Annotated in this window: 29 protein-coding genes; 13 read left to right on the plus strand and 16 right to left on the minus strand. The window is 31.4% G+C overall.

The window, feature by feature from the left end:
* The first annotated feature begins 57 nt into the window (after nt 1-57).
* Both VCM48_RS11645 and VCM48_RS11650 read left to right on the plus strand, forming a co-directional pair.
* A complete protein-coding gene (locus VCM48_RS11645) occupies nt 58-504 on the plus strand; it encodes an SRPBCC family protein (RefSeq protein ID WP_274640892.1) in 447 nt (148 codons plus the stop codon).
* A gap of 12 nt (nt 505-516) precedes the next feature.
* The gene (locus tag VCM48_RS11650; protein WP_274640893.1) at nt 517-888 is read left to right on the plus strand and encodes a VOC family protein; all 372 of its coding nucleotides are present in this window, start codon (nt 517-519) and stop codon (nt 886-888) included.
* A gap of 56 nt (nt 889-944) precedes the next feature.
* Here VCM48_RS11650 and VCM48_RS11655 read toward each other — a convergent pair whose 3' ends face one another.
* Both VCM48_RS11655 and VCM48_RS11660 read right to left on the minus strand, forming a co-directional pair.
* Nucleotides 945-1,667, minus strand: a complete 723-nt coding sequence (locus tag VCM48_RS11655) for a DUF547 domain-containing protein (RefSeq protein ID WP_274640894.1) — start codon at nt 1,665-1,667, stop codon at nt 945-947.
* A 132-nt stretch (nt 1,668-1,799) separates the two neighbouring features.
* A complete protein-coding gene (locus VCM48_RS11660; protein ID WP_440120617.1) occupies nt 1,800-2,003 on the minus strand; it encodes a hypothetical protein in 204 nt (67 codons plus the stop codon).
* Between the two features lie 195 nt (nt 2,004-2,198).
* On the opposite strand from VCM48_RS11660, the gene VCM48_RS11665 reads away from it, so the two are divergent.
* Nucleotides 2,199-3,008, plus strand: coding sequence for an alpha/beta hydrolase (locus VCM48_RS11665; RefSeq protein ID WP_482270627.1), 810 nt, complete (start codon nt 2,199-2,201; stop codon nt 3,006-3,008).
* Nucleotides 3,009-3,012: 4 nt separating this feature from the next.
* A complete protein-coding gene (locus VCM48_RS11670) occupies nt 3,013-3,615 on the plus strand; it encodes a hypothetical protein (RefSeq protein ID WP_440120619.1) in 603 nt (200 codons plus the stop codon).
* Nucleotides 3,616-3,623: 8 nt separating this feature from the next.
* Here the strand turns inward: VCM48_RS11670 and VCM48_RS11675 are convergent, their stop codons facing one another.
* The 10 genes from VCM48_RS11675 to VCM48_RS11720 all read right to left on the minus strand — a co-directional run bounded on the left by VCM48_RS11675 (nt 3,624) and on the right by VCM48_RS11720 (nt 14,068).
* Nucleotides 3,624-4,514 carry a LytTR family transcriptional regulator DNA-binding domain-containing protein gene (locus VCM48_RS11675; protein ID WP_482270628.1) on the minus strand — a complete coding sequence of 297 codons (891 nt, stop codon included), beginning with the start codon at nt 4,512-4,514 and terminating at the stop codon, nt 3,624-3,626.
* A 52-nt stretch (nt 4,515-4,566) separates the two neighbouring features.
* On the minus strand, nt 4,567-5,880 hold the full coding sequence (gene sufD, locus VCM48_RS11680; RefSeq protein ID WP_415269417.1) for a Fe-S cluster assembly protein SufD: 1,314 nt from the start codon (nt 5,878-5,880) through the stop codon (nt 4,567-4,569).
* 97 nt (nt 5,881-5,977) lie between these two features.
* A complete protein-coding gene (gene sufC, locus VCM48_RS11685; protein WP_274640900.1) occupies nt 5,978-6,730 on the minus strand; it encodes a Fe-S cluster assembly ATPase SufC in 753 nt (250 codons plus the stop codon).
* 10 nt (nt 6,731-6,740) lie between these two features.
* A complete protein-coding gene (locus VCM48_RS11690) occupies nt 6,741-7,601 on the minus strand; it encodes an N-acyl homoserine lactonase family protein (RefSeq protein ID WP_274640901.1) in 861 nt (286 codons plus the stop codon).
* A 16-nt stretch (nt 7,602-7,617) separates the two neighbouring features.
* Nucleotides 7,618-9,066, minus strand: a complete 1,449-nt coding sequence (sufB, locus tag VCM48_RS11695) for a Fe-S cluster assembly protein SufB (protein ID WP_274640902.1) — start codon at nt 9,064-9,066, stop codon at nt 7,618-7,620.
* A 33-nt stretch (nt 9,067-9,099) separates the two neighbouring features.
* Nucleotides 9,100-9,429: a HesB/IscA family protein gene (locus VCM48_RS11700; protein ID WP_099214669.1), complete on the minus strand. Its 330-nt coding sequence runs from the start codon at nt 9,427-9,429 to the stop codon at nt 9,100-9,102.
* Nucleotides 9,430-9,564: 135 nt separating this feature from the next.
* Nucleotides 9,565-10,632: a cytochrome-c peroxidase gene (locus tag VCM48_RS11705; protein ID WP_482270629.1), complete on the minus strand. Its 1,068-nt coding sequence runs from the start codon at nt 10,630-10,632 to the stop codon at nt 9,565-9,567.
* 7 nt (nt 10,633-10,639) lie between these two features.
* Nucleotides 10,640-11,398, minus strand: coding sequence for an MbnP family protein (locus VCM48_RS11710; RefSeq protein WP_482270630.1), 759 nt, complete (start codon nt 11,396-11,398; stop codon nt 10,640-10,642).
* 3 nt (nt 11,399-11,401) lie between these two features.
* The gene (locus tag VCM48_RS11715) at nt 11,402-12,730 is read right to left on the minus strand and encodes a hypothetical protein (protein ID WP_482270631.1); all 1,329 of its coding nucleotides are present in this window, start codon (nt 12,728-12,730) and stop codon (nt 11,402-11,404) included.
* Nucleotides 12,731-14,068: a choice-of-anchor B family protein gene (locus tag VCM48_RS11720; protein WP_482270632.1), complete on the minus strand. Its 1,338-nt coding sequence runs from the start codon at nt 14,066-14,068 to the stop codon at nt 12,731-12,733.
* 139 nt (nt 14,069-14,207) lie between these two features.
* Here VCM48_RS11720 and thiL point away from each other — a divergent pair, with 139 nt between their 5' ends.
* From thiL to VCM48_RS11765, 9 genes are all read left to right on the plus strand, one after another.
* On the plus strand, nt 14,208-15,257 hold the full coding sequence (gene thiL / locus VCM48_RS11725) for a thiamine-phosphate kinase (protein ID WP_440120627.1): 1,050 nt from the start codon (nt 14,208-14,210) through the stop codon (nt 15,255-15,257).
* 152 nt (nt 15,258-15,409) lie between these two features.
* Nucleotides 15,410-15,880, plus strand: coding sequence for a peptidoglycan-binding protein LysM (lysM, locus tag VCM48_RS11730; protein ID WP_099214664.1), 471 nt, complete (start codon nt 15,410-15,412; stop codon nt 15,878-15,880).
* A 152-nt stretch (nt 15,881-16,032) separates the two neighbouring features.
* On the plus strand, nt 16,033-16,932 hold the full coding sequence (locus VCM48_RS11735) for a DMT family transporter (RefSeq protein ID WP_482270633.1): 900 nt from the start codon (nt 16,033-16,035) through the stop codon (nt 16,930-16,932).
* Nucleotides 16,933-16,963: 31 nt separating this feature from the next.
* Nucleotides 16,964-17,830, plus strand: coding sequence for a YicC/YloC family endoribonuclease (locus VCM48_RS11740; RefSeq protein WP_482270634.1), 867 nt, complete (start codon nt 16,964-16,966; stop codon nt 17,828-17,830).
* Between the two features lie 2 nt (nt 17,831-17,832).
* Nucleotides 17,833-18,435, plus strand: a complete 603-nt coding sequence (gene gmk, locus VCM48_RS11745; protein ID WP_482270635.1) for a guanylate kinase — start codon at nt 17,833-17,835, stop codon at nt 18,433-18,435.
* Between the two features lie 24 nt (nt 18,436-18,459).
* Entirely contained in the window at nt 18,460-19,044 is a 585-nt protein-coding gene (gene nadD, locus VCM48_RS11750; RefSeq protein ID WP_482270636.1) for a nicotinate (nicotinamide) nucleotide adenylyltransferase, read from the plus strand.
* Nucleotides 19,045-19,092: 48 nt separating this feature from the next.
* Complete coding sequence (locus tag VCM48_RS11755; RefSeq protein ID WP_440120634.1) at nt 19,093-19,956, plus strand: M23 family metallopeptidase; 864 nt, start codon at nt 19,093-19,095, stop codon at nt 19,954-19,956.
* A gap of 15 nt (nt 19,957-19,971) precedes the next feature.
* Entirely contained in the window at nt 19,972-21,468 is a 1,497-nt protein-coding gene (locus tag VCM48_RS11760; protein ID WP_482270637.1) for a GH3 auxin-responsive promoter family protein, read from the plus strand.
* A gap of 10 nt (nt 21,469-21,478) precedes the next feature.
* Nucleotides 21,479-22,045: an MOSC domain-containing protein gene (locus tag VCM48_RS11765; protein ID WP_120186534.1), complete on the plus strand. Its 567-nt coding sequence runs from the start codon at nt 21,479-21,481 to the stop codon at nt 22,043-22,045.
* Here VCM48_RS11765 and VCM48_RS11770 read toward each other — a convergent pair.
* From VCM48_RS11770 to VCM48_RS11785, 4 genes are all read right to left on the minus strand, one after another.
* A complete protein-coding gene (locus VCM48_RS11770; RefSeq protein WP_482270638.1) occupies nt 22,035-22,790 on the minus strand; it encodes an HD domain-containing protein in 756 nt (251 codons plus the stop codon). The two genes, VCM48_RS11765 and VCM48_RS11770, sit on opposite strands and share 11 nt — an antisense overlap.
* 71 nt (nt 22,791-22,861) lie before the next feature.
* Nucleotides 22,862-23,452 (minus strand): TetR/AcrR family transcriptional regulator, encoded by a 591-nt coding sequence (locus VCM48_RS11775; RefSeq protein WP_482270639.1) that lies wholly within the window; start codon nt 23,450-23,452, stop codon nt 22,862-22,864.
* A gap of 207 nt (nt 23,453-23,659) precedes the next feature.
* Nucleotides 23,660-25,231, minus strand: coding sequence for a S41 family peptidase (locus tag VCM48_RS11780; RefSeq protein ID WP_482270640.1), 1,572 nt, complete (start codon nt 25,229-25,231; stop codon nt 23,660-23,662).
* Nucleotides 25,218-25,649 (minus strand): deoxycytidylate deaminase, encoded by a 432-nt coding sequence (locus VCM48_RS11785; protein ID WP_047789925.1) that lies wholly within the window; start codon nt 25,647-25,649, stop codon nt 25,218-25,220. Before VCM48_RS11785 ends, VCM48_RS11780 begins: the two co-directional genes overlap by 14 nt.
* Nucleotides 25,650-25,670 lie beyond the last annotated feature (21 nt).

Consider the following 25,670-nt stretch of genomic DNA (forward strand, 5'->3'; position numbering starts at 1 on the left):
CAGGATTTTTTTTGTTTAAATTTTTAGTAACTTTAATAGCTATAAAATCAACTGATTATGAAAGTTACTGAAGAAGGGTTTACTGTTTACCATAACTTTCCTATAAAAGAGTTATCTAATAAGGTTTTTAAAGCAATTACTAACCCAGGTGATTTGGTTCATTGGTGGCCATTAAAATGTAGTGGAGTACCTGAGTTAGGAGCAGAATATAATTTTTTCTTTGGAGAACCATATAATTGGTACGGAGAAGTAGTTAAGTATAAAAAAAATGAATCTTTTTATATAAAAATGACAAAGTCGGATGAAGACTGGAATCCAACAACTTTCGGTTTTGACTTGTTTGAAAAAGATGAAGGAGTAACTTGGGTGCATTTTTTTCATAAAGGTTGGGTAGAACAAAACAATCATTTTAAGCATTCCTCTTATTGTTGGGCATTGTTATTAAATGGACTTAAAAATTATGTGGAAAAAGGAATTATTATACCTTTTGAAGAGAGAAATTAAAAATATAAGATTATGAAATTAGGGGCTTTTTCAATCAGTCTATCAGTTAAAGACATAGATAAATCCAAAGATTTTTATGAAATGCTTGGGTTTACTGTTTTTGCAGGTGAGTTAGAGAAGAATTATTTGATTATGAAAAACGGAAACTCATTAATTGGGTTGTTTCAAGGAATGTTTGAAAACAATATTCTCACTTTCAATCCGGGTTGGGATGAAAATGCAAACACGTTAGATGATTTTGATGATGTAAGAGACATTCAAAAGCATTTAAGAGAAAACCATATCAAGTTAAAAAGAGAAGTAGATAAAGATACTAAAGGGCCTGCAAGTATCGTTTTCTTTGATCCTGATGGAAATACAATTTTAATAGATCAACATGTGTAAAAAGCAACGAAAACAATTATTGTTTTCATTGCTTTTAATATGTGTAATAAGGGAAATTATTCTTTACTATTTAAGTTCCAATCGTATTCTAAATACACAACTTCAGCATTATCATTAGCTTTAATATCAGAGTATTTATTAATATAATCAACTAAGGTATTACGAGAAGTAAAATCTTCTTGGTACCATTGAAATATTTTTGATACTTCAACCTTGGTTAAGGTTATTTTATTTTTTGTAGAGTCATTTATAAAAGCTTTCATTAGGTTCTTTAACTCATTTTCTACATTGTTTTTGGTAAAAGCAAAGTTTACAAACCTAGGACCAGATTTAGAAGCGGCGTTCAACGCAACATGAATTCTTGGGTCGTCATACCATCTTCTAAGTATCTTATGTTCAATGTAGTCAAGTGAGTACAATTTTTTACCAACTGATGCAAATGGAATTTTCCATGCATTTCTTCCTTTACGCTTTATGTCAGTGATTTTCTTTAAAGGATAACTATCTAAAATTAATTTAATAGTATATGCATTGTAGGCGTTTATCCAGAAAGCTTTAGCTTCATTTGAAGACCATTTGTCACTAGGTATAGTATTTTCTAAATGCTTGATATAGATATCCAATAGAGCACGGTTTTTTCTCAGCCCTTTGTAATCTACATCTCCTTCAGAGCTAACGTAGGTTTTTAAAAGAGCATCATATACATCAGTCTGTGCATGTGATTGGATGCTTACGAAAAGTAGTAAACATGTTAAAGTGAGGGTAATTGTTTTTCGCATTTTTTAAATTTTAAGTAAATAAATTAGTTTACGGTACTTTTGACGTAGACTGATTTAATTCATTACATAAAATTTTATAGAAGTAAAAAACCACCTGAAAAAGGTGGTTTTTGATTTAAGAAAATAGAAATTTTATTTTTTTCCTATAATTGAACTTAAAGCAACAATAATAATACCAACAGCAATAGTAATATATGAGTTGGTGTTGTCTTGTGCTTCTATTAGATCTACATCACCGATAGAAATTTGAGTTTCAGGTTTAAAAAGAGTGTATACTCCGTATGCTAAAATTACTATTCCAGAAATAAAAGCAATTGTTTTAAGTGAGTTGTTCATAATAGAATTGTTTCTTTTAAAGATAAGAAAAACAAATTATACAGCTAAATGAATGATTTTAGTTAGTGTTATTTGTCATAAAAGAGTCCTTTTGTCACAAATAGGGAGCATTTCATACCATAGGAGCTTTCATTGTATATGAGAGGATACAGGTCAGATATTTTTGATGTGGATTAATAAATAAAAATATCAAAAATGATTACGTATTCTTACACAAAAAGACCAATCTTATTTTTAAGTTTTATACTCTTTTTCTTTGCTAGTTGTATTGAAGAAGATTTACCTTCTAACATAAAACAGCAAAACTTCACAATAAAATCAAAGTCAACAAATTTTAAATATGATGTTAAAATAGGAAGCCTTAAAGAAGTTGATGTAAACAAAAATTATCATGTAGTTTATTTGCTAGATGGTGACGATTATTACAATGAGTGTATGCAAATAATAAGTTCAGAAAACAAAGAGAATATTATTATTATAAGCATTGGTTATGCTGATGATAATGAAAGGGGAACTGACTATTCTTATCCGTATGATAGAGATTTTGATGGAGATTCAGGGGGAGCAAAGAGATTTATAGACTTTATAAACTCTGAGTTAATACCTAAAATTGAGGAAGATTACCAAATAATGAGTTTAACAAAAACAATCTATGGACATTCCCTTGGAGGATATTTCGCTTTGTATGTAATGATGCAAGAGGAGCAAGAAAATCCTTTTAATAATGCTATAGTGATAAGCCCAAATTTAATGTGGTATAACTCTTTTATTTTCGATTTAGAGATCAATGCTAAGGAATTGAATTTATTAAACGGAAAAGGTATTTATATGTCTATGGGAGACTTAGAAGGAGTTGGTATGAATGCATCTTTTCAAGCTTTAACAAAACAACTTGAGCTTAGTAACTATAATGATTTTAATTTTAGTTATGAAAGGTTTGAAGATACTTCACATAGAAATAGCCCAATACAAGGATTTAAAAAAGGATTACAAATTATTGAATAATAAAATGAAGAATATCTTATATATACTATTATTGAGTTGTTTTATGATGAATGCTCAAGAATCTAATACTACTAGAAAGTGGAAATTAGAATTAGGTTACACAACTGATATAATCAATGCAAGTTTTGGAGAACATTATGGTTTAGTTTTTAAGGCAAAAAGAAAGATTTTAGAAAGTAAAAAAATAACTTTAATGGTCGGTGCAGGGTATCAAAATAGTTTTATAAATGAAGAAGAAAACATGTTCACAAACCATGTAGGTGGCTATACAAGAGATATATCTTTTGTTGGTTTGTTTGACTTTAGTTTTTATCCATTTAATAAAAGGAGGTTTTATATGTCGGTTCAACCTTTTTTAGGGTATACAAATTTAAAATCTAAAGGGAGTTTATATATAGACCATTTAAACGTTTATGAGAAGTTTAAAAACTCATATTCTTATTTTAATTACGGAATGGTAAATTCTTTAGGCTATACTTTTAATAGGGTAACAGTAACTTTTGATATTTGGAGCTCGTTAAAAGGAATTACTGATAGTGGAAGGTTTAGGCCTGGAGACTTTGATTCAAGGTTGTTTTTTGGTATGGGAGTAGGGTATATGTTATAAAAACATATCTATTTATAATACTTGTCAAACTCCTCTTTAAATAATTTAAACTTACTTCTTGATACAGGAACCTCATGTGAAACATCGGGAAATGAAATTTTATAGTTTCTTGCGTTTCCAGAGGTTCTTCTTATGTTTTTAATATTGATTATATAAGAACGATGTGTACTTAAAATAAAAGAGTAATCGGACAAACTATTAAGTAGTTTTTGAATAGATATTCTATAAGGTTTAACATCTACCGAATTAATATTTTTAGTGTAAATGTCTACATAGTTCCCCTCAGATTTAGCAAATAAGAAAGTAGTCAAATCAAGAATTAATGTTTCATTTACATTATTCGTTTTTATCGATAAAACAACATTTTTGTCTTTCTGTTTTAATTCTTTTTCTAGCTCTTTATTGTATGCTTTAACACTTCTTAAATTCTCTTTTAAGATGATAACATAGTTTACCCAAATAATGATAAATATAGGTACGGTACCTATTAAAATAACATAAATAAAAGTATTAACTAAGCTTAAAAAAAAGTTACTATTAGAAACATTTTTTAATGGATATAAAAAACTGTTTTGAAAAAGAGCGATAGAAATAAGTATTCCTAGCGTAAAGAAAAACTCTCTAACAGTGTTCCAGCTTTCTTTAACTTCAGCAGTAAAAAAAACTTTAGGGACAAGTTCAGTAAAAAATAAGATGCTTAAAAAAGTAACGAAGCTAGCAGATAAACAAGCATAAAGTTTGTTTACTAAAAATACATTGCTAATACTTGTGTTTTGCGGCGAGTAATAATTAATTAAGAATATAATTATGCTTAATACACAAGCAATAATAAGGTTTCTTTTGGTATGAAATAAATAAGGGTAGGGAATTGATAAGTTTTTAAAAAACTTAGATTTCATAACATTTAAAGAATTAAAAAGGCATTATGTTAATAATGCCTTTTTATTTGTTTTATAGTTCAAAACCAATGTTAACACCTAATTTGTTGGCAATTAATTTGGTAATTCTTTTTTTAACCTCTGGTATTTTAACACTTTCTAAAACAGTATTAGCAAAGGCATACATTAATAGCGCTTTTGCTTCCTTTTTAGGAATACCTCTTTGTTGCATATAAAATAATGCTTGATCATCTAATTGACCGATAGTACAACCATGAGAACATTTTACGTCGTCAGCAAAAATTTCTAATTGAGGTTTTGCATTTATCGTTGCTTTATCACTAATTAAAACATTATTGTTTTGCTGGTAAGCATTAGTTTTTTGGGCCTCTTTTTCAACAATAACTTTACCGTTAAATACACCAGTAGAACGATCAGCATAAATACCTTTGTAATCTTGGTGGCTTTCACAGTTAGGCTCTATATGATTCACTAATGTATGATGGTCAACATGTTGTTTTCCTTCAATAATAGTAATTCCTTTTAAAATAGAGTTTATATGTTCTCCTTTTTGGTAGAAGTTTAAGTTGTTTCTAGTAATATTTCCACCAAAAGAAAATGTATGTACAGAACAAGTACTTTCTTTTTGTTGTTCAATATATGTATTGTCAACTAAAGAAGCATCATTATTGTCGTTTTGAATCTTATAATAATCTACTGTAGCATGTGTATCTGTATAAATTTCAGTTACAGCATTTGTTAAAACAGCATTGTTATTAAGATTTTGGTGGCGTTCAATAATTTGAACATGTGCATTTTGTTCAACTACAATTAAGTTACGTGGTTGTAACATAGTTGCATGTTCTTTACCGGTAGTAAAGTTAATTATTTGAATAGGTTTTTCAACTTCAACATTTTTTGGAATGTGAATAAAAGCACCCTCAGTAGCAAATGCAGTATTTAATGATGTTAAATTATCTTGTTTTGCTATTTTGTTAAAGTATTTTTCAACAACAGGTTTGTACTTTTCTTTTGAAAAAGCAGCAGATAATAAACAAACATCTTTTCCATCATGGGTAGTAGTTGATAAAAAAGAGCTGTATTTTCCATCTACAAAAACTATTTTATAGCTGTCTATCTCGTGAATGAAATACTTTTTCACATCAGCAAACTCTACAGAAGCATCTCTATCAGGAAATATACTATAATCTTCTTTTAAAATTGAATTTAAAGAAGTGTATTTCCAAGCTTCTAACTTTTTAGTAGGAAAGCCTAGTTTTTCAAAATTTTGTAGTGCTTTTGTTCTTATTTCGTGTAAATCTGAATTGATGTTTACACTGTCTTCAAAAGCTACGTATGATGATAATATTTTTTCTCTCAACTCCATTGTTTTTAGTTGTAAAGTTTATAAAGTATAAAAGTTTGTAAAGCTGAAAAGAAGCTTGTTTTATAGGCAACTTTTCACTTTTTACTTTTCAACTTTTCTAACTATTAGCCTCTTCTTTAATCCAATCGTATCCTTTTTCTTCTAGCTCTAAAGCAAGAGAAGCGTCACCAGTTTTAACGATTTTTCCATCGTGTAAAACATGTACATAATCAGGAACGATATAATCTAATAAACGTTGATAGTGAGTAATAACTACTACAGCGTTATCTTTAGATTTTAATTTATTAACTCCATTAGCAACAATACGTAAAGCATCGATATCTAAACCAGAATCAGTTTCATCTAAAATAGCTAATTTAGGTTCTAACATTGCCATTTGAAAAATCTCATTACGTTTTTTCTCTCCACCAGAAAATCCTTCGTTTAAAGAACGAGATAAGAATTTACGATCGATTTCTAATAATTCTGATTTTTCACGAATCTTCTTAAGCATATCTTTAGCAGGCATTTCTTCTAAACCTTGAGCTTTACGTGATTCGTTAATTGCTGTTTTAATAAAGTTTGTAACAGTAACACCAGGTATTTCTACTGGATATTGAAAAGATAAGAATACACCAGCATGAGCTCTTTCTTCAGGAGCTAATTCGCTAATATCTTCACCTTCTAACTCAATAGAACCAGAAGTTACTTCATAAGTTTCATTACCAGCAATTACAGATGATAAGGTACTTTTACCTGCACCGTTTGGTCCCATAATCGCATGAACCTCTCCTGCTTTTACTTCTAAGTTAATTCCTTTAAGAATATCTTTATCTTCTACCTGTGCGTGTAAGTTTTCTATTTTTAACATTACTGTATAGTTACTTTTTTAATAGATTTTGTAATTTTTTGAAATCTTTTGGTGAGTGTTGAATAATCACCTCAGCATTCTTTTCTTTAGCGAAAGCTTCAAATTTTTTCATGCTTTCTAGAGTTTGTTCAACATTGTAATTAAATGAAGGAACACCTTTAGTTTCTCTATTTTCTTCAAAGTGATATAAATCACCTGTTAATAAAATTGGTTTTTCCAAACCAGCTTCAATATATAAAGCTTGATGACCAATTGTATGACCTGGCATATATTTGATAACTACTGTACCATCTCCAAAAACATCATAATCACCATTAATTTTTTCAACATTCTTTAATTCCTTAATAGAGTTATAGGTGTCAGGGTCTTTAACTTTTGCAGAGTCATTAGTTATAAAATCATATTCATTCCCTTGAACCAACCACGTTGCATTTTTAAAGTAATTTGCATGACCAGTATGATCGAAATGAGGATGAGATAGTGCAAAGTATTTAAAATCGTTAATAGTTAATCCTATAGATTTTAACTGGTTTTTTAATGAATCTTTACGTTGTAAAGTAAAAGTACCAGAAGGCTCTGTAAAAGGTTCGTCTACAATTAAGGTTTCAGGTAAACCAGCATCCCACATTAAATTTCCTTTAGGATGAGATATTACATAGTAAGCATCTGAAAATTGTTTAGACTGCCCTGTGTATGTTGTATCTTGAGAAAAAACTTCAAGTTTGTTAACTAAAATTGAACCACCATCTAAAACATGAAGTTTTACTTGAGGCTTTTCAACTGTTTTTTCTTCTGTGGTTTGTTCTTTTTTAGCATTTTTACAACTAAATGTAACAATAGTTATAAGAGCTAATAAAAATATTTTTTTCATTTTATTGCGGTTTTGGTTAGCCTACACTTCCTTCTAAACTAATTTCTAGTAGTTTTTGTGCTTCTACAGCAAATTCCATTGGTAACTTGTTTAGTACTTCTTTACTAAATCCGTTTACAATTAATGCAATAGCTTTTTCAGTATCAATACCACGTTGATTACAATAGAATAATTGGTCTTCACCAATTTTACTTGTAGTAGCTTCGTGTTCTATTTGAGCTGATTTATTTTTAGCTTCGATATAAGGGAAAGTATGTGCACCACACTCATTACCCATTAATAAAGAATCACATTGAGAGAAGTTACGAGCATTTTCAGCTCTAGTGTTTACTTGTACTAAACCACGGTAACTATTTTGTGATTTACCTGCTGAAATTCCTTTAGAAATAATGGTTGACTTAGTATTCTTTCCTAAGTGAATCATCTTGGTACCAGTATCGGCTTGTTGATGGTTGTTAGTTACTGCAATTGAATAAAATTCACCTACTGAATTATTTCCTTTAAGAATACAACTAGGGTATTTCCACGTAATTGCTGAACCTGTTTCAACTTGTGTCCAAGAAATCTTAGCGTTGGTTTCACATAAACCTCTTTTGGTTACAAAGTTAAAAACTCCACCTTTTCCTTCTGAATCACCAGGGAACCAGTTTTGAACTGTTGAATATTTTATTTCAGCATCGTCTAAAGCAATTAGTTCTACTACTGCTGCGTGTAATTGGTTTTCGTCACGTTGCGGAGCAGTACATCCTTCTAAATAAGAAACATAACTGCTTTCATCAGCAACAACTAAGGTACGTTCGAATTGACCAGTTCCTCCTTCGTTGATACGGAAGTAAGTAGATAATTCCATTGGACAACGAACTCCTTTTGGAATGTAACAGAAAGATCCGTCAGAAAATACTGCTGAGTTTAATGCGGCATAAAAGTTGTCTGTTGGAGGTACAACAGAACCTATATATTTTTTCACTAATTCTGGATGCTCTTGAATCGCTTCAGAAATAGGCATGAAAATAATTCCTTTTTCAGCTAACGTTTCTTTAAAAGTAGTAGCTACAGAAACAGAATCCATTACAATATCAACTGCTACATTAGCTAATCTTTTTTGTTCTTCTAAAGAAATTCCTAACTTTTCAAAAGTAGCCAACAAATCAGGGTCTACCTCATCTAAACTGTTTAATTTAGGTTTCTTTTTAGGTGCTGAGTAATAAGAAATATCTTGAAAACTCGGTTTTTTATAGGTAACATTAGCCCACTCTGGTTCTTCCATTTGTTCCCAAATTCTAAAAGCTTCTAAACGCCATTCAGTCATCCATTCTGGCTCATTTTTCTTTTTAGAAATGGCACGAACGATATCCTCGTTTATCCCATTAGGAAACTTTTCACTTTCAATATCAGTATAAAAACCATATTCGTACTCTTTGGTTTTTAATTCTTCTCTTAAATCGTCCTCGGTGTATTTACTCATCAGTTTTTTGTATTCTTTTTGTGATGTATAGGCTTATAGAGAGAAACTCTCTCCGCAACCACAAGTTCTGTTAGCATTAGGATTGTTAAATACAAATCCTTTACCATTTAAACCTCCAGAATATTCTAAAGTTGTTCCAACTAAGTATAAAAAACTCTTTTTGTCAACAACAATTTTTACATCGTTATCTTCAAAAACCTTATCGTTTTCTTGTTGGGTTTTGTCAAAAGTTAAGTCGTATGATAATCCTGAACAACCGCCACTTTTCACTCCAACACGAACAAAGTCGGTTGTAGTATCAAATCCGTCATCAGTCATTAGTTCAATGACTTTCTTTTTTGCTGTGTCTGAAACTTTTATCATCGTTTAAATAGATTAAATCTAAGTGACTGCAAAGATAATGACAAAATATGATTTATATCATTTTTTGAAATGAATATAGTTATTAAGCGATAAAAATTGTCTATACTATAATTCTACTAACTGATTGTTAGAAGATTATTGTTGGAAATCAGGATTGTTTACAAAATTAGCATCAGAAAGACTCAAAAGAAAAGCTTTTAAGTCTGCTTTATCTTTATCTGAAAGTTGTACTCCTCCCTGATTCGCTTTTTTCATTAGAGGATCGATTGTAGAAGATATTTTTAATCCTTCAGAGTAGTGGTTAATTACCTCTTCTAAAGTAGCAAATCGTCCATCGTGCATATATGGTGCTGTGAATTTTAAGTTTCGTAAGGATGGACTCCTAAATTTTCCATTATCGTTAGGGTCACCAGTAACAGCACCTAAACCTAAGTCGGCAAAAGTTTCGTCTAAACCGTTGTTATGGAAGTTATTGTCTGTCCATAAAGGATTGTTATCACTCCCATGGCAATGAAAACAGTCTCCTCTGGTTTCATCCATAAACACATTAAATCCATTTTGTTCTTCAGGTGTTAGTTCTACTTTGCTTAAAAGGTATTGATCAAACTTTGAGTTTCCTGAAATTAAGGTTCTTTCAAACTGAGCAATTGCTTTGGTAACTAAGGTTGAATCTATTTTAGATGTTCCAAAAGCTTGTTGAAAAAGTGTGGGGTATTCAGCGTGTTCTAGTAATTTTTTAGCTACATTTTTCCAATCGCTATGCATTTCAATTGGATTACGAACAGGTGAGAATGCTTGACGCTCTATACTGAGTTCTTTTCCATCCCACATAAAACGTTCGTCAAAGTTCCAAGCTAAATTAAATAGCGGCATTGAGTTTCGTGTTCCAAATTTACCGTCAATCCCTTCACTAAAACGAGCGTCATCTGTAAAAGCATTTTTTGGATTGTGACAACTAGCGCAAGATTGTGTGTTGTCTCTAGATAAAATTGGATCAAAAAAAAGTTTTTTACCAAGTGTTATGCCTTCTTCTGTTAAAGGGTTGTTAGTTGGAATAACAGGAGCGATTAATTTTTGTTGAAATAATTCAGGGATTTCTAAACTAGCGGGAACAGGAGTGTATATACTTTCTTCTTCTCCTTTTGAAGAACAACTGATTAAAAGGAGTAGCAATAAAGAAAGATATATACTTTTTTGTGTCATTTTATTTTTATTGAGAAATAGCTCCTAAACTAAATACACCGCTTTTACCGTTCTCTGATATTTCTTTCTGAGCTTCAAAATCAGGCATTAAATTAATGCTTTTGTCGTTTAAATTCCAGTCATTAGGACTTTTAAACCACCCTGCTACATTCATTTTAACTTCTATAGTAGCATTGCTTTTTAAGAGAATAGAACCAGTTTCAACTCCAAAAGAAGTATCTAGGATAGAGTCTTTTTCTTTGTCGTAAGCTCTTACAGCGTGAAAATTGTACGGATTTTCTACCCCTAAAGTGTCTTTGTATTTACCATCTAGTTGCATGAAGTGATATCCTCCACCCATCATATCTGGTACATTCCAATCAGCAGAGTTTAGGTCTGGATATACTCCGCTTTTATTATCATCATTATTGAAACCGAAAGTAAAAAGTAGCTTATAACTTCCTTCTGATACTTTTTTAGAAAGAGCATAGGTTATACTGTCTGGTTTACTTACATCTATTAATTTATAACTATCAAATTTGGTTGTGTCTCCTGCTCCATTAACAAGACTAATGCGTGATATTAAATAGCGTAGTCTGCTTATAGAAAGTTTACTTCCTGTTTTGTTGGTGAACTCGGTGTTCTCTAAATCAGATTTTTCAATTACAGTTCCATCCCAGTTTTGACTAAATTTTAGTTTTACTGAAACTTCTTTGATAGACTCATCATTATCTGAGCTACAAGAAAAAAGTAATGCACTAAGAAAGAAAGTTAAAAAATATTTCATTTATTATTTTAGTTTGATAATTAATAGGTCTGAAAAACCTTTGTTTGTTGTTATATCTTGATTATTACTACTGCTTTCACCCACAGCAATAATATTTCCGTTTGTTAATTCAACAGCATCGTAACAAAAATCTATTTCTGTACCTCCAACTGTTGTTTGCCATAGAAGGTCTCCATTTGAATCAATTTTCATAATTAATGCGTCATTTTGACCTTTATTGATAAAGCTGTTGTCAGCACTTCTAGAACTTCCAGATATTAAAAAATCTCCGTTTAATGTTTTTTTAATTGATCGACCAACATCAAAACTAGAACCTCCATAACTTCTTTGCCAAAGTAATTCACCTTGACTTGTTATTTTGATTACCCATAAATCAGCACCACCATTGTTTTGGGAAATATCTTTATCAGAGCTACGTGTATCCCCAACAATAATAAAGTTCCCATCATTAGTTTTTGTTATTGCTCTAGCTTCATCAATTTCTGTACCACCAAAAGATTTTTCCCAAAGTAAATTTCCGCTTTTGTCAGTTTTAACAATCCAAAAGTCGTAAGAGCCTTTGTTGTTTTTTATGTCTACATCATTGCTGTCAGAAGAGCCAATTAATAGATAGCCGTTAGTAGCTTCTGCTACATCGTAGCAAGTATCAGTGTTTGTTCCTCCAAAATATTTTCTCCATTCAATATCTCCACTAGGATTAAGCTTAATCCCCCAGTAGTCACCCCCAGCATGCTTTGCTGCTTGTTTTGAATTTCCTAAACCTCCAGATGCTGTTACGTCTAGAATACTCCCGATAAAATAGCCTCCATCAGAAGTTTGAATGATTGAAAAACCTTGATCAGCTCCAGAGAAACCAATAGTTTTTCTCCAAACTATTGTACCATTGCTATCTAGTTTTAAAATCCAAACATCATCAAACCCTTCGTTTGAATCTACGTCTCCGTCATCACTTTTTCCGTAGCCAACAATAGCAAAGCCATTATCATTTGTTTGAATAATTTTAAATGCTTTGTCGTCTTTTGAACCTCCGTAAGTCTTTTGCCATTGAAGGTTATCGCTTACATTGAATTTTAAAACCCAAAAATCATATTGAATTGTATTTTGGGTGGTTTCTATATCTCCATCAATGCTCTGAGTATATCCAGCGACAATATAACCGCCATCGGAAGTACTTATTACACTTCTGCCACTTTCGTTTACAGAACCTCCAAGAGTTTTAATTAAGCTAACTTCAGGGGCTTTTGATGAGGAATTAAAATGTATGCCATCATCTTTGCTACAACTACAAATAATGGTTAATACGAAAAGTAATACTGAAAGTTGCTTGAGCATTTATTGTTTTTTAAGAATAAATAAACCTCTGTTAATATCACTTACAACAATTTTACCACTTTTAAAGAAAGGGTATACATTCCAAGCTCCATTAAAATTAGCATTGTCATTTTCTGGATGGGTATCAAAATAAGCTACTTCAGTAATACTTTTACTTTCAATGTTTGAAATATCAATAAAACGAATACCCGAAGTATAATTAGCTAAATAAAGAGTAGTTCCACTCACGTATAAATTATGGTCGATTGCTTTGGTAGGTCCATTATAAGTAAAATGTTGTTTAGGATTATCTAAATCGGAAAAATCAAAAATAATTGTTCTTGTATTGTTACCAAACTTTTGTTCATCTAACTCATCTCCTAAGATAAAATATTGTTGATTTTGAGTAAACCAACCTTGATGGGTGTATCCTACATTTGCATATGAAATTTTAGAAATAGTTACAGGGTTTGATTTATCGGTAATGTTAACAATTACAACTTCATTTTCATTACTTCCTATCAAAATTTCTTTACCAGTATAATCGGTGTCAGGTCCATTATAAGTAATTACCTGAGCATCGTGACTATAATTATCAGTTCCCCAACCGCCTTCACTTACAGGGTTTTTAGGGTCTTGGATATTGATGAATAAAGGGCCTCCTTTATACGTTCCAGTTCTATCAGTACCTACAGGATATGCATAACCAGTATCTTCATTAATTACAATATTGTGCGCTTTTCCAAAATCGGTAAAATGTGTATCTGCTGTAAATGTGTTGGGAGGATTGGTAACGTTTCTTAATCTAGTTAAATCAAACACTTGCATGCCATGTCCAGTATCTCCTTGGTTATTGTCGGCAACGATAAACGCATGATTATTATATACTTTCACATCTCTCCAATCACTGCTAATAGTAGGAGTAGGAAGTTTGCCTAAATATACTGGGTTTTCAGTGTCAGTTATGTCAATAAAAGCAGTTCCATTATCTAAACCTACAATAGCGTATTCTTTATTACTTGTTGGGTCTGTCCATCCCCAGCTATCATTTACTTCTGCTGCATTAAACGTGTTTACAGGGATATTTAATAGGAGGTCGTAACCATTACAAGGAAAACCATCTGCCATTCCATTTTCACAAGGTTTTTTATTAGTAGGGGTATTATCATCACATACATCACCAATGCCATCACCATCTGCGTCTTCTTGGTTTGGATTTGCGGTTGCTGGACAGTTGTCTTGAGTATCCACAATACCGTCGTTATCCTGATCCTTTACAGGATCTTCATTTGAAGAAGAAGAACATGATGTTAAAAACAACATTCCAGCTAAAACAAATAGAATTTTAAAGTTTTTCATAAATCGGGGTTTAAAAACACTAAATTAAGTAATTAACTATTTATATAACATACAAAAACTGCAAAACCCTATTTTTATTTTGTATAGATTACCTTAAGCAAAATAGTTCTTTTTGTTAGTTAGTCGTTATCTTTGCAGCATGTTAGAAGATAAAAATCAAGAAAGAACTTCGTTAGCTGAGCTTGGAGAGTTTGGGTTAATTAACCATTTAACAAAGCATTTTAAAATGTATCATTCTTCAACAGTTAAAGGTGTGGGAGACGATGCAGCTGTAATTAGTGCGTCAGATAAAGAAACTGTAATAACTACTGATTTATTAGTAGAAGGTGTACATTTCGATTTGAGTTATATGCCTTTGAAGCATTTAGGATACAAAGCGGTAATGGTCAATTTATCAGATGTATATGCTATGAATGCTGATGCAGAACAAATTACAGTGTCAATAGCAGTTTCTAATCGTTTTCCATTAGAAGCTATAGAAGAATTATATGCAGGAATACAATTAGCGTGTGATACATATAAAGTAGATTTAGTTGGAGGAGATACTACATCTTCAACAAAAGGAATTTTAATTTCTGTTACAGCTATTGGTAAAGCGAACAAAGAAGATATTGTATATAGAAATGGAGCTAAGGCTACTGATTTAATTGTTGTTTCGGGAGATTTAGGAGGTGCGTATTTAGGTTTACAAGTATTGGAGCGTGAAAAGCAAGTTTTCCAAGTAAACCCTCAAAATCAACCAGACTTAGATAAATATACCTATATAATAGAACGTCAGTTAAAGCCAGAGGCGCGTAAAGATATTCCTAAGTTATTGGAGGAGTTAGAAGTAAAACCGACTTCTATGATTGATATTTCTGATGGATTATCTTCTGAAATTATGCATATCTGTACACAGAGTAAAACAGGATGTAAGATTTATGAAGACAAGTTGCCATTAGACCCTCAAGTAATTTCTACTTCTGAAGAGTTTAATATGGATAGTACGATGATAGCTTTAAGTGGTGGAGAAGATTATGAGTTATTATTTACGGTTTCTATAGATGATTATGATAAAATAAAGGGAAATCCTAACTTAACAGTTATTGGTCATATTACCGAGGAAAACGAAGGAATGAATTTGGTAACACGTGCTAATCAGGAAATTGAGTTAAAAGCACAAGGTTGGAATTCTTTTAGTAAAGAGTAGACAATAAACATAATAGAATAAGCACCCAAATTTGGGTGCTTTTTTAGTTTTAAAAAGACTCTTTTAAAATTATTGTAGAATAAAAAAGCTGGTATAAAAATTGTATATTAGTCAGATAGTAAAAAGAATATTAACAAAAATCAAAAAAGAGAATGGGAATTTTTTCATTTATTAAAAATGCCGGAGCAAAAGTTTTCGGTATCGGAAAAACAACTGAAGAAGAAGCTGCTGATAAAGCTGCAAAATTAGTAGATGCTGTAAATAAACTGGAGCTTTCTGTTGAAAATTTAGCTATTAATGTAGATGATGATAAAGCTACAGTAGCAGGAGTAGCAGAAGATTTAGCTACTAAAGAAAAAGTAGTTTTAGTAGTAGGAAATACAGAAGGTATTGCTTCTGTAGAAGATAACATGACAGTTAAAGAGGTTGAGGTTATCGAAGAAGCTGCTATGGCTCAGTTCCATACAGTAGTAAGTGGAGATTCATTAAGTAAAATTGCAAAAGAATTTTATGGTGATGCTATGAAGTACCCAGTAATTTTTGAAGCAAACAAACCAATGCTTACTCATCCTGATAAAATTTATCCAGGACAAGTATTAAGAATACCACCTTTAGTGGACTAATCAAAAGTTAATCAACCAAAGGGAAAAGCACTGCATTTGCAGTGCTTTTTTAATTTATATAAGTAGGTATTTAAAGAAGAGTGTAGGATAAAATAGTAGTAAAAAAGAATAAAATTATCATCATCTTTGCACCTGTTTTTAAAACCATAAAAATGAACCAAAGAGCGTTAGCACTTACTGCGGCATCTATTGCGACACTTATCTACGGAGTTACATTTACAGTAGCCAAAGAAGTAATGGAAGGGTATATTCAACCTTTTGGTTTTATATTACTTCGTGTTGGGGGAGCTGCTATAATTTTTTGGTTATTAGGACTTTTTGTAAAAGCACCGTCTATTGAAAAAGAAGATTATAAAAGAGTGGCAATGGCTGCTTTTTTTGGAATTGCTTTTAACATGCTAACCTTTTTTAAAGGACTAAGTTATACTACACCAATCAATGCATCGGTAATGATGGTAACTACGCCTATTTTAGTGCTAATTTTTGCGAGTATTCTTTTAAAAGAGAAACTTATTTTAAGAAAAATTGTAGGTGTTGTTGTTGGTATGGTAGGAGCTATAATTTTAATAGCTTATGGAAACCCACTTAAAGGTGATGCAACTAACATGGTTTTAGGAAATTTTTTAGTATTTATTAATGCAGCATCGTATGGTATGTATTTAGTTGTTACCAAAAAACTAATAGCAAAGTATAATCCAATTGTTTTTGTAAAGTGGTTATATCTTTTCGGGTTAATAATGGTACTTCCTTTTGGCTTTTTTGAATTGTTAGAAGTACAATGGCAAACAATGCCAATATCAATTTTCTTAAAAGCAGGTTTTGTGGTATTATTTACAACTTGTATTACGTACTTGTTTAACTTATTTGCATTATCAAAACTTAAACCAACTACAGTAAGTGTTTTTATGTATTTGCAACCTGTAGTAGCGGCTATTTATGCATTAATAGTAGGAAGCGATCATCTAGATATGGTTAAAATAGGGGCAGCACTATTAATCTTTTTAGGAGTGTTTTTAGTAACTAAACGCCCAACAGAAACTCCCAATAAATAAACGTATCTTTGCGGATTATTAAACCGAAGTTATGATACAGTCAATGACGGGTTACGGTAAATCCGTACTACATTTACCCTCTAAAAAAGTAACAATCGAAATTAAATCTTTAAACAGTAAAAATTTAGATTTAAATACAAGAATTCCTTCATATTACAGAGAAAAGGAGCTAAGTGTTCGAAAAAAACTAGCAAGCAATTTAGTACGAGGTAAAGTAGATTTTTCTATTTATGTAGAAATGACTGCAGATGAAACTTCAACTACTGTAAATACAGGTGTGGTACGAGAGTACATGCAACAATTAAGAAATGTAACTCAAGTAGGAACTTCTGATGATGTTGAGTTGATGAAAATGGCTGTTAGAATGCCAGACGCATTAAAAACTGAACGTGAAGAGTTAGATGAAGAAGAATGGAAGCAAATTGAAGCCCATATTGATGAAGCTTTAAAAGAAATTATCCAATATAGAACTGACGAAGCAAAATCGTTAGAAGAAGACTTTAAAATAAGAATATTAAATATTCAAACAGCTTTAGAAGAGGTAAAAAAGTTAGACGGTGATAGAATTGAGCATGTTAAGGAGCGTTTACAAAAAGCGTTGACTGATTTAAAAGTTGAGGTTGATGAAAATCGTTTTGAACAAGAATTAATCTACTATTTAGAAAAGTTAGATATTAACGAAGAAAAAGTTCGTTTAGCTAATCACTTAGAATATTTCTTACAACAATTAGCTACTCAAGATTCTAATGGAAAAAAATTAGGGTTTATTGTACAGGAAATTGGAAGAGAAATCAATACAACAGGATCAAAAGCTAATTTTGCACCAATGCAAAAATTAGTCATCCAAATGAAAGACGAGTTAGAAAAAATAAAAGAGCAAATTTTAAACGTTTTATAAGAATGTCGAAAGAGTTTAAAGGGAAATTATTTGTGTTTTCAGCACCATCAGGTTCAGGTAAAACCACTATTGTACGCCATTTGTTGGCACAAGAACGTTTTAATTTAGAGTTTTCTATCTCTGCTACATCTAGAGCACCAAGAGGAGAAGAAGTAGATGGAAAAGATTATTATTTTATATCAGCAAAAGAGTTCAAGCAAAAAATAAAAAACGATGAGTTTTTAGAGTGGGAAGAGGTTTATAGAGATAATTTTTATGGAACGTTAAAAACTGAAGTTGAACGAATTTGGTCACAAGGAAAACATGTAATTTTTGATATTGATGTAGTTGGAGGTTTACGTATTAAGAAGAAATTTCCTGAAGAAACCTTAGCCGTTTTTGTAAAACCACCTAGTGTTGATGAATTGAAAATTCGTTTAAAGAAAAGAAGTACTGAAAGCGAAGATAAAATTAACATGCGTATTGCTAAAGCATCAGTAGAGTTAGCAACAGCACCACAATTTGATAAAATCATCAAAAACTACGATTTACCTGTAGCTTTACAAGAGGCAGAAGATTTAGTAGATGATTTTTTAGGAATAGAAAAGGAAGTGAAAAACGGATAAAGAATAAGTCTAGTATCTATTAATATGAAAAACATCGGATTATACTTCGGAACTTTTAATCCAATTCATATTGGGCACTTAATTATAGCCAATCACCTAGTTGAAAACTCAGATTTAGATGAAATCTGGATGGTAGTGACGCCTCATAACCCTTTTAAAAAGAAAAGTTCTTTGCTAGATAATCATCATCGTTTAGAAATGGTGTATTTAGCAACTGAGGAATATGAGAAAATTCAACCATCGGATATTGAGTTTAAGCTACCGCAACCAAACTATACGATAAATACGTTAGTTCATATTTCAGAGAAATTTCCTAATTATAAGTTTAGCTTAATTATGGGAGAAGACAATCTGAAAAGTTTACACAAATGGAAGAACTATGAAGTTATTTTAGAAGATTATGATATTTATGTTTACCCCAGAGTTTCAAACGGCGTGGTAGAGAATCAATTTAAAGATCACAAAAAAATTCATAGAGTAGAAGCTCCCATTGTACAAATATCTTCAACCATGATTCGCAATGCTATAAATGAAGGAAAAAACTGCAAACCTTTGTTGTCTGATAAGGTGTGGAAGTATATAGATGAGATGAATTTTTATAAAAAATAGTTTCGCCGTTTTTTCGTTGTATATTTGAAATCCAAACAAGTATAAAACGTGGCAAAAAAAATAAAAAAGCGAAAGCTTAAACAAAAACTTACGGATAAATATCGCTTAGTAATTATAAATGAAGATACGTTTCAAGAACGGTTTTCTTTAAAATTATCACGATTAAACGTTTTTGTATTTGGAGGAGTGTTTTCTATACTTCTTATTGTACTTACTACTTTGTTAATTGCATTTACAGGTATACGAGAATATATACCAGGATATTCTTCAACAGCTTTAAAAAAGAAAGCCACTCGATTAACATATGAGACAGATTCGCTAAAAACTAGGTTATCAGTTCTTGAAGGTTATACTAAAGCTTTAAAACCTGTTTTAACAGGAGAAATAGAGCCGGAAAAAATAGATTCTATAACAAAAGAAATGAAAACGATAGCTTTTGATGAAAGTAAATTACAAGCATCAAAGGAGGATTCTTTGTTTAGAGAAAAAGTTGAGAGTAAAGACTTATTTCCTTTGTATAATGGAGGAGCAAATAGAGTTAAAAATGTATTCTTTTCCCCATTAACAGGAAGCATTTCGCAACCATTTGATGTTAATGATAAACATTATGCTATTGATATTGTAGCAAAAACAGGTACACCAGTAAAAGCAGTAGCAGATGGTACGGTTATTTTAGCAGAATGGACAGCAGAAACAGGATATGTAATAACCATACAACATTCTAACGAGTTTATTTCAGTTTATAAGCATAACGGAACCTTATTAAAACAACAAGGAGATGTTGTAAAATCGGGAGAAGCAATCGCAAGCGTAGGTTCTACAGGAGAACTAACCACTGGCCCTCATTTACATTTTGAGTTGTGGAATAACGGGTTTCCAGTAAATCCAACAAACTATATAGATTTTCAGTAAAAAAGAAAAAAGAGAATGAGCATAAAATCAATACTAGCAATTCCATTTGCGAAAATTGTTCGTAAACAAGTATATAAATGGGCAAACAACCCACACAAAACTCAAGAAAAAGTTTTTGAATATTTGGTTACTGAAGGGTGTAAAACAGCATTTGGGAAAGATCACGATTTTATATCAATCAATAATTATGAAGATTTTAAAAAAAGAGTTCCAATTAACGATTATGAAGGTTTACGTCATTATGTAGATAGAGTTGTAGCAGGAGAAGAAAATGTTTTATGGAAAGGAAAACCATTGTATTTTGCTAAAACTTCAGGAACAACTTCAGGAGCAAAATACATTCCTATAAGTAAAGAATCCATGCCAACACACATTAAAGCAGCTCGAAATGCTTTGTTGTTTTATATAACAGAAACAAACGATGCTAGTTTTGTTGATGGGAAGATGATTTTTTTACAAGGAAGTCCAGTTTTGGAAGATAAAAACGGAGTAAAATTAGGACGTTTAAGTGGAATAGCAGCACATTATGTTCCAAATTACCTCTTAAAAAACCGTTTACCGAGTTGGGAAACCAACTGTATTGAAGATTGGGATACAAAAGTAGATAAAGTAGTTGAGGAAACATTACCAGAGAATATGACGGTGATAAGCGGAATTCCGTCGTGGGTACAAATGTATTTTGAACGTTTGAAGGAGAAAACAGGTAAGAATGTTTCCGAACTCTTCCCTAACTTTAATTTCTTTGTGTATGGTGGAGTAAACTTTGAACCATACAAGAATAAGTTTGAAGCGTTGATAGGAAAAAAAATAGACTATGTAGAGTTATACCCTGCATCCGAAGGATTTATTGCATATCAAGATTCGCAAACTGAAAAAGGTATGTTGCTACAATTAAATTCAGGAATGTTTTATGAATTTATTCCAGCAAATGAATTTTTTGATGAGAACCCAACAAGAATATCGTTAAAAGACGTTCAGTTAGGAGTAAACTATGTTATTATCTTAAACACTTCTGCTGGTTTATGGGGGTATAATATTGGTGATACTGTTGAATTTACTTCGTTAAAGCCTTACAGAATAAAAGTAACAGGACGTATAAAACACTTTATTTCTGCTTTTGGGGAGCATGTAATAGGTAAAGAGGTTGAAAAAGCATTAAACGACGCTATAAAAGGAACAGAGGTTAATGTGAGTGAGTTTACAGTTGCTCCTCAAGTAAACCCTGAAAGTGGATTACCATATCATGAGTGGTTTATTGAGTTTGAAAATGAACCAGAGAATTTGGATGAGTTAGCATCTAAAATTGATGCTTCTATGCAAGAGCAAAATGTATATTACTTCGATTTAATTGAAGGTAAAATTTTACGTCCTCTAATCATTAGAAAAGTGAAAAAAGGAGGTTTCCACGAGTATATGAAATCCATAGGGAAGTTCGGAGGTCAGAATAAAATCCCACAGCTATCAGACAATAGAAAAATAGCGGATGTATTAGAAGATTTCTTAATTGAATAAAAAAAATAAAATGAAGATTGTAGCTACTAACATTGGAGAAAGAAAAGAAATTGATTGGAAAGGAAAAACTGTAACGACAGGTATTTTTAAGTTTCCTGTTGAAACTCCTATTTTTTTAGATGTAGAAAAAGTAAAAGATGATGCTATTTGTGATAGAAAGTATCATGGAGGAATAGACCAAGCAGTGTATGCTTATTCAGAGAAACATTATGCATATTGGAAAGAGTTATATCCAAATTTAGATTGGGAACTTGGAATGTTTGGTGAAAACTTGACTGTTTCGGATTTAGAGGAAAGTCAATTGCACGTGGGAGATACTTTTAAAGTGGGAGAAGTTATTATTGAAGTAACGAAGCCGCGTCAACCATGCATGAAACTTGGTGTGCGTTTCAATGATATGAAAATTGTAAAACAGTTTTGGCAACAAAATTTACCAGGAGTCTATTTTAAAATACTACAAACAGGTTTTGTAAAAGCTGGAGATGAGTTTGAACAGGTTAAAAGCTGCCCTCAAAACCCAACCATTGAAGAAGTGTATAAGAGTAAGAGGGAAGCGAAGTTTAAACCTAAGAACTAAACTTTTTAGAATCTAAAATGTTTTTTGAAGCCATAGAGGCAAACCCCATTTTGTACAAAATATCAGCTCTGGTATTTTCTTTATGATTCAGTGTTTCCATAGTTTCTATTATATCCTTTTTGAAACCATTTCTATGATAAGTTTTATGAACTTCTTTAATAAAAGGAGTGGGAACTTGGAAACAGTGTGAACCAATCACATCCATAGCTGCCCCTTTTGATAGTAAATAAGCTTCGTTACCAAACTTCTTTTTGTCTACTGAAGGATATAAGTGCATATCAATAGCCGTTTTAATAATAGTAGCTTTATTTTCAGTGTCATTTTTCTTTACAAAATCATCAGCATAAGAACCGCCATAATTAGCAAAACATTGTTGACTACATACATGGTTGTGAGAATCAGTCAAACCAATATCATGCAGCATTGATGATACAAAAAGTAATTCTTTATCGTAATGTAATTTTTCTGAAAGAGCAATTCCGGCCGACCAAAAAAAGGTTCTATAAGAATGGTATAAAAGTATCGGGTTACATAACTCATTTGCCTCTTCTAAAGCTAGTTTAGATAGTTTAGAGTCTGGAATTCCAATAGTGTTAATGTCAAAATCTAGTTTAGACTTAATGCCAGTTTTATATAAAAACTTAGCATAAGTTTCTTTTAATTTAGAAGTAATTAAGAGTTTTTTAAATTGTTGAACTTCTTTTCTGTTGAGTACAGAAGGACTATGGTTATTATGTATTTGCATTGCTTATTTTTTTCGAAAAAAGCAAATATAAAATAAAAACATACTAACTAGTATGTTTTTTAAGTCTAATATTATTTTAAACCAGTTAAGTAAAGTTTTAATTGCTTTAAATGATGGGTATAAGTATCTGTCTTATTGCTTAATTTTCCTAAAGCTCTAGCTCCCCAATAGCTAGCTATAATAAAATCAGCAACTTCTTCAGCGTTAATACTTGGGTTTAAGGTGTTATTTTGTTGTTCTTTGATTATAGAACTAGAAATAGCATCTGTCCATAGCGATTTTACTTCGTTAAGAGCCTGTTTAAAGTCATTGTCTAATGGAGACATTTCTTGAGTTAAGTTGGCTAGAGGGCAACCATATTCTATAGTAAGAAAAGAGTTGTGTAAAAGTAATTCTTCAATCATTACGTATAGAGAATCGCATAAACTAGGAGAAGAAGAAAGAGAGCAAATAGATAAGTCAATGGTTTTTGGTTGTATTATCTCTTTAATAACAGCAATTCCCATTTGCTTTTTATTCTTGAAATGATAATAAAAAGCACCTTTTGTAACTTTAGTAGTAGCTATTATTTCATCGATGCTGGTAGATTGATATCCTTTTTTATAAATAAGTTCAAAAGCTTGTTGTAAAATAGTTGCTCTTGTGTTCGCAGATTTTTTCATTCGTTGTAGCGTACTCTTTATTAATTTACATGTAGTACAAATTTACTATTATGTATATAACAAAGTAATGCTAAAACTAAAATTTAGGTTAAAAAGAGATTTTAGTTAGGGGTATTCCATCCATGGATGAAGTTCTCTATAATAAAACTAAAGAATTCATAAGTCAATATTATTGAAGTAATACCCCCGATGAGTTTAAGTATACTTTTATTCATTTTGTTTTTGCTCTAACTCAAACACTTTTTGTAACATTTTATCATCTTGTTGGTCTACTTTATATAAACCTTCATCGCTAAAAAGTTCACGAGCTATCAATACTTTTAAGTTAATACGAAGCTGATTTTTTGTTCTTTCAGAAAGTCTGAAGTCTTTAAGTTCTGCTAAGAATTTGTTAGAAACTTTATTGTCTTCATCAAAATTGCTAATAAAATCTTCAACAGTTAGTGAAGCCAATTTTTTACGATTATCGTCCACATACGAAAAAGCAAAATCATTTAAAGGACGGAAGAATATTGTAGGAATATATGCTGAGGTGTCTACTGCTACAAAATAATCAGGAATAATTCCACCACCACCATATACTACTTTTCCTTTAGGAGTTGTGTATTTTAAGCTATCAACAGTTTTAATACTATCCTTGGTAAATAACTCCCCATTTTCTAATCGAAGTTCAAAATCGTGACTGTATTCTTCTGAATCTGTGTCTTTTTTATAAGGTTTTTGAATAGATCGCCCTGTTGGAGTGTAATACCTAGCAGTAGTTAATCGCACCGCAGAACCATCTCCTAAATCCATTTCTTGTTGCACCAATCCTTTTCCAAAAGAACGACGGCCAATAATAATACCTTTATCGTTATCCTGTAAAGCACCAGCCACAATTTCAGAAGCAGAAGCAGAATTTTCGTCAATCAGAACATACAATCCGCCATTTTCAAAATCTCCTTTATCAGTAGCGAAAGATTCTACAATATCACCTTTATTATTTTTTGTAAATACAATCAGCTTTTCATCCTCCAAAAACTCATCAACAATATCATTAGCAATATCAATAAAGCCACCACCATTTCCACGAAGATCTAGAACTAAATCTGTCATTCCTTTGGTTAGTAGTTTGTTTAGAGAAGACTTAAACTCAATATAAGTGTTACGAGCAAAACGATCTAACTTTATATAACCAATACTATCGTTTAGCATATAAGCAACATCAACACTTTTAATATTTACCTTACCTCGATTAATAGTAATGTCAAAAATACTATCGTTGGTTTTCCTGTAAACCTGTAAGTTTACTTTGGTGTTTGGCTTCCCTTTTAAAGCTTTCATTATTTGGGAAGTTTGTAATTTTTTTCCGTACAGCGTATCTTTATCTGCAAGCAAAATTCTGTCACCTGCTTTAATACCAGCCTCAATACTTGGTCCGCCTTTAATAGGTTCAATAACTGTTATGGTATCACCAATCATCCTAAATTGAACACCAATACCAACAAAGTTACCTTGCATGTTTTCAGTAACCAGTTGTAAGTTTTCCTTTGGAATATATACTGAATGTGGATCTAATTTACCTAGCATTTCGGCAATCGCTCCATCTAGTAATTCATCAGTATTTACATCATCAACATAATCACTTTGAATATAGTCTATCAAGCGTTTTATTTTACGTTCGCTTGATGAGCTTTTTCCAATAAGGTTACTTGAATTCCCGTTGCTAAAAAAGGTTCCGATAAGAATACCGAAAATTACAGCAATAGATAAATATATAGGTAGATTATTCTTGTTCATAAGGTAAATACGTCAGTTCAACACCTGCTTTTTCTAAAAAATCCAATCCAGATCGATCTTTGTATGCTTGGGCGTATACTACACGTTTTATTCCTGCTTGATGTATTAATTTACTACATTGCTGGCAAGGAGAAAGAGTAATATATAAAGTAGCACCTTTACACGATTGTGTGGAAGAAGCTACTTTTAAAATAGCATTGGCTTCGGCATGTAGTACATACCATTTGGTGTATCCTTCTTCATCTTCACAATAATTTTCAAAACCAGAAGGAGTACCATTATAACCATCAGAAATAATCATTCGATCTTTAACAATTAAGGCTCCTACTTTTTTACGAATACAGTGAGAAAGTTGTCCCCATTCATTTGCCATTTTTAAATAGGCAATGTCATATTTTAATTGTTTTTTCTTCAAAATTTTCAGTGTGGTTTTTCTTAG

This window comes from Tenacibaculum sp. DPLXC6 (assembly GCF_056815515.1).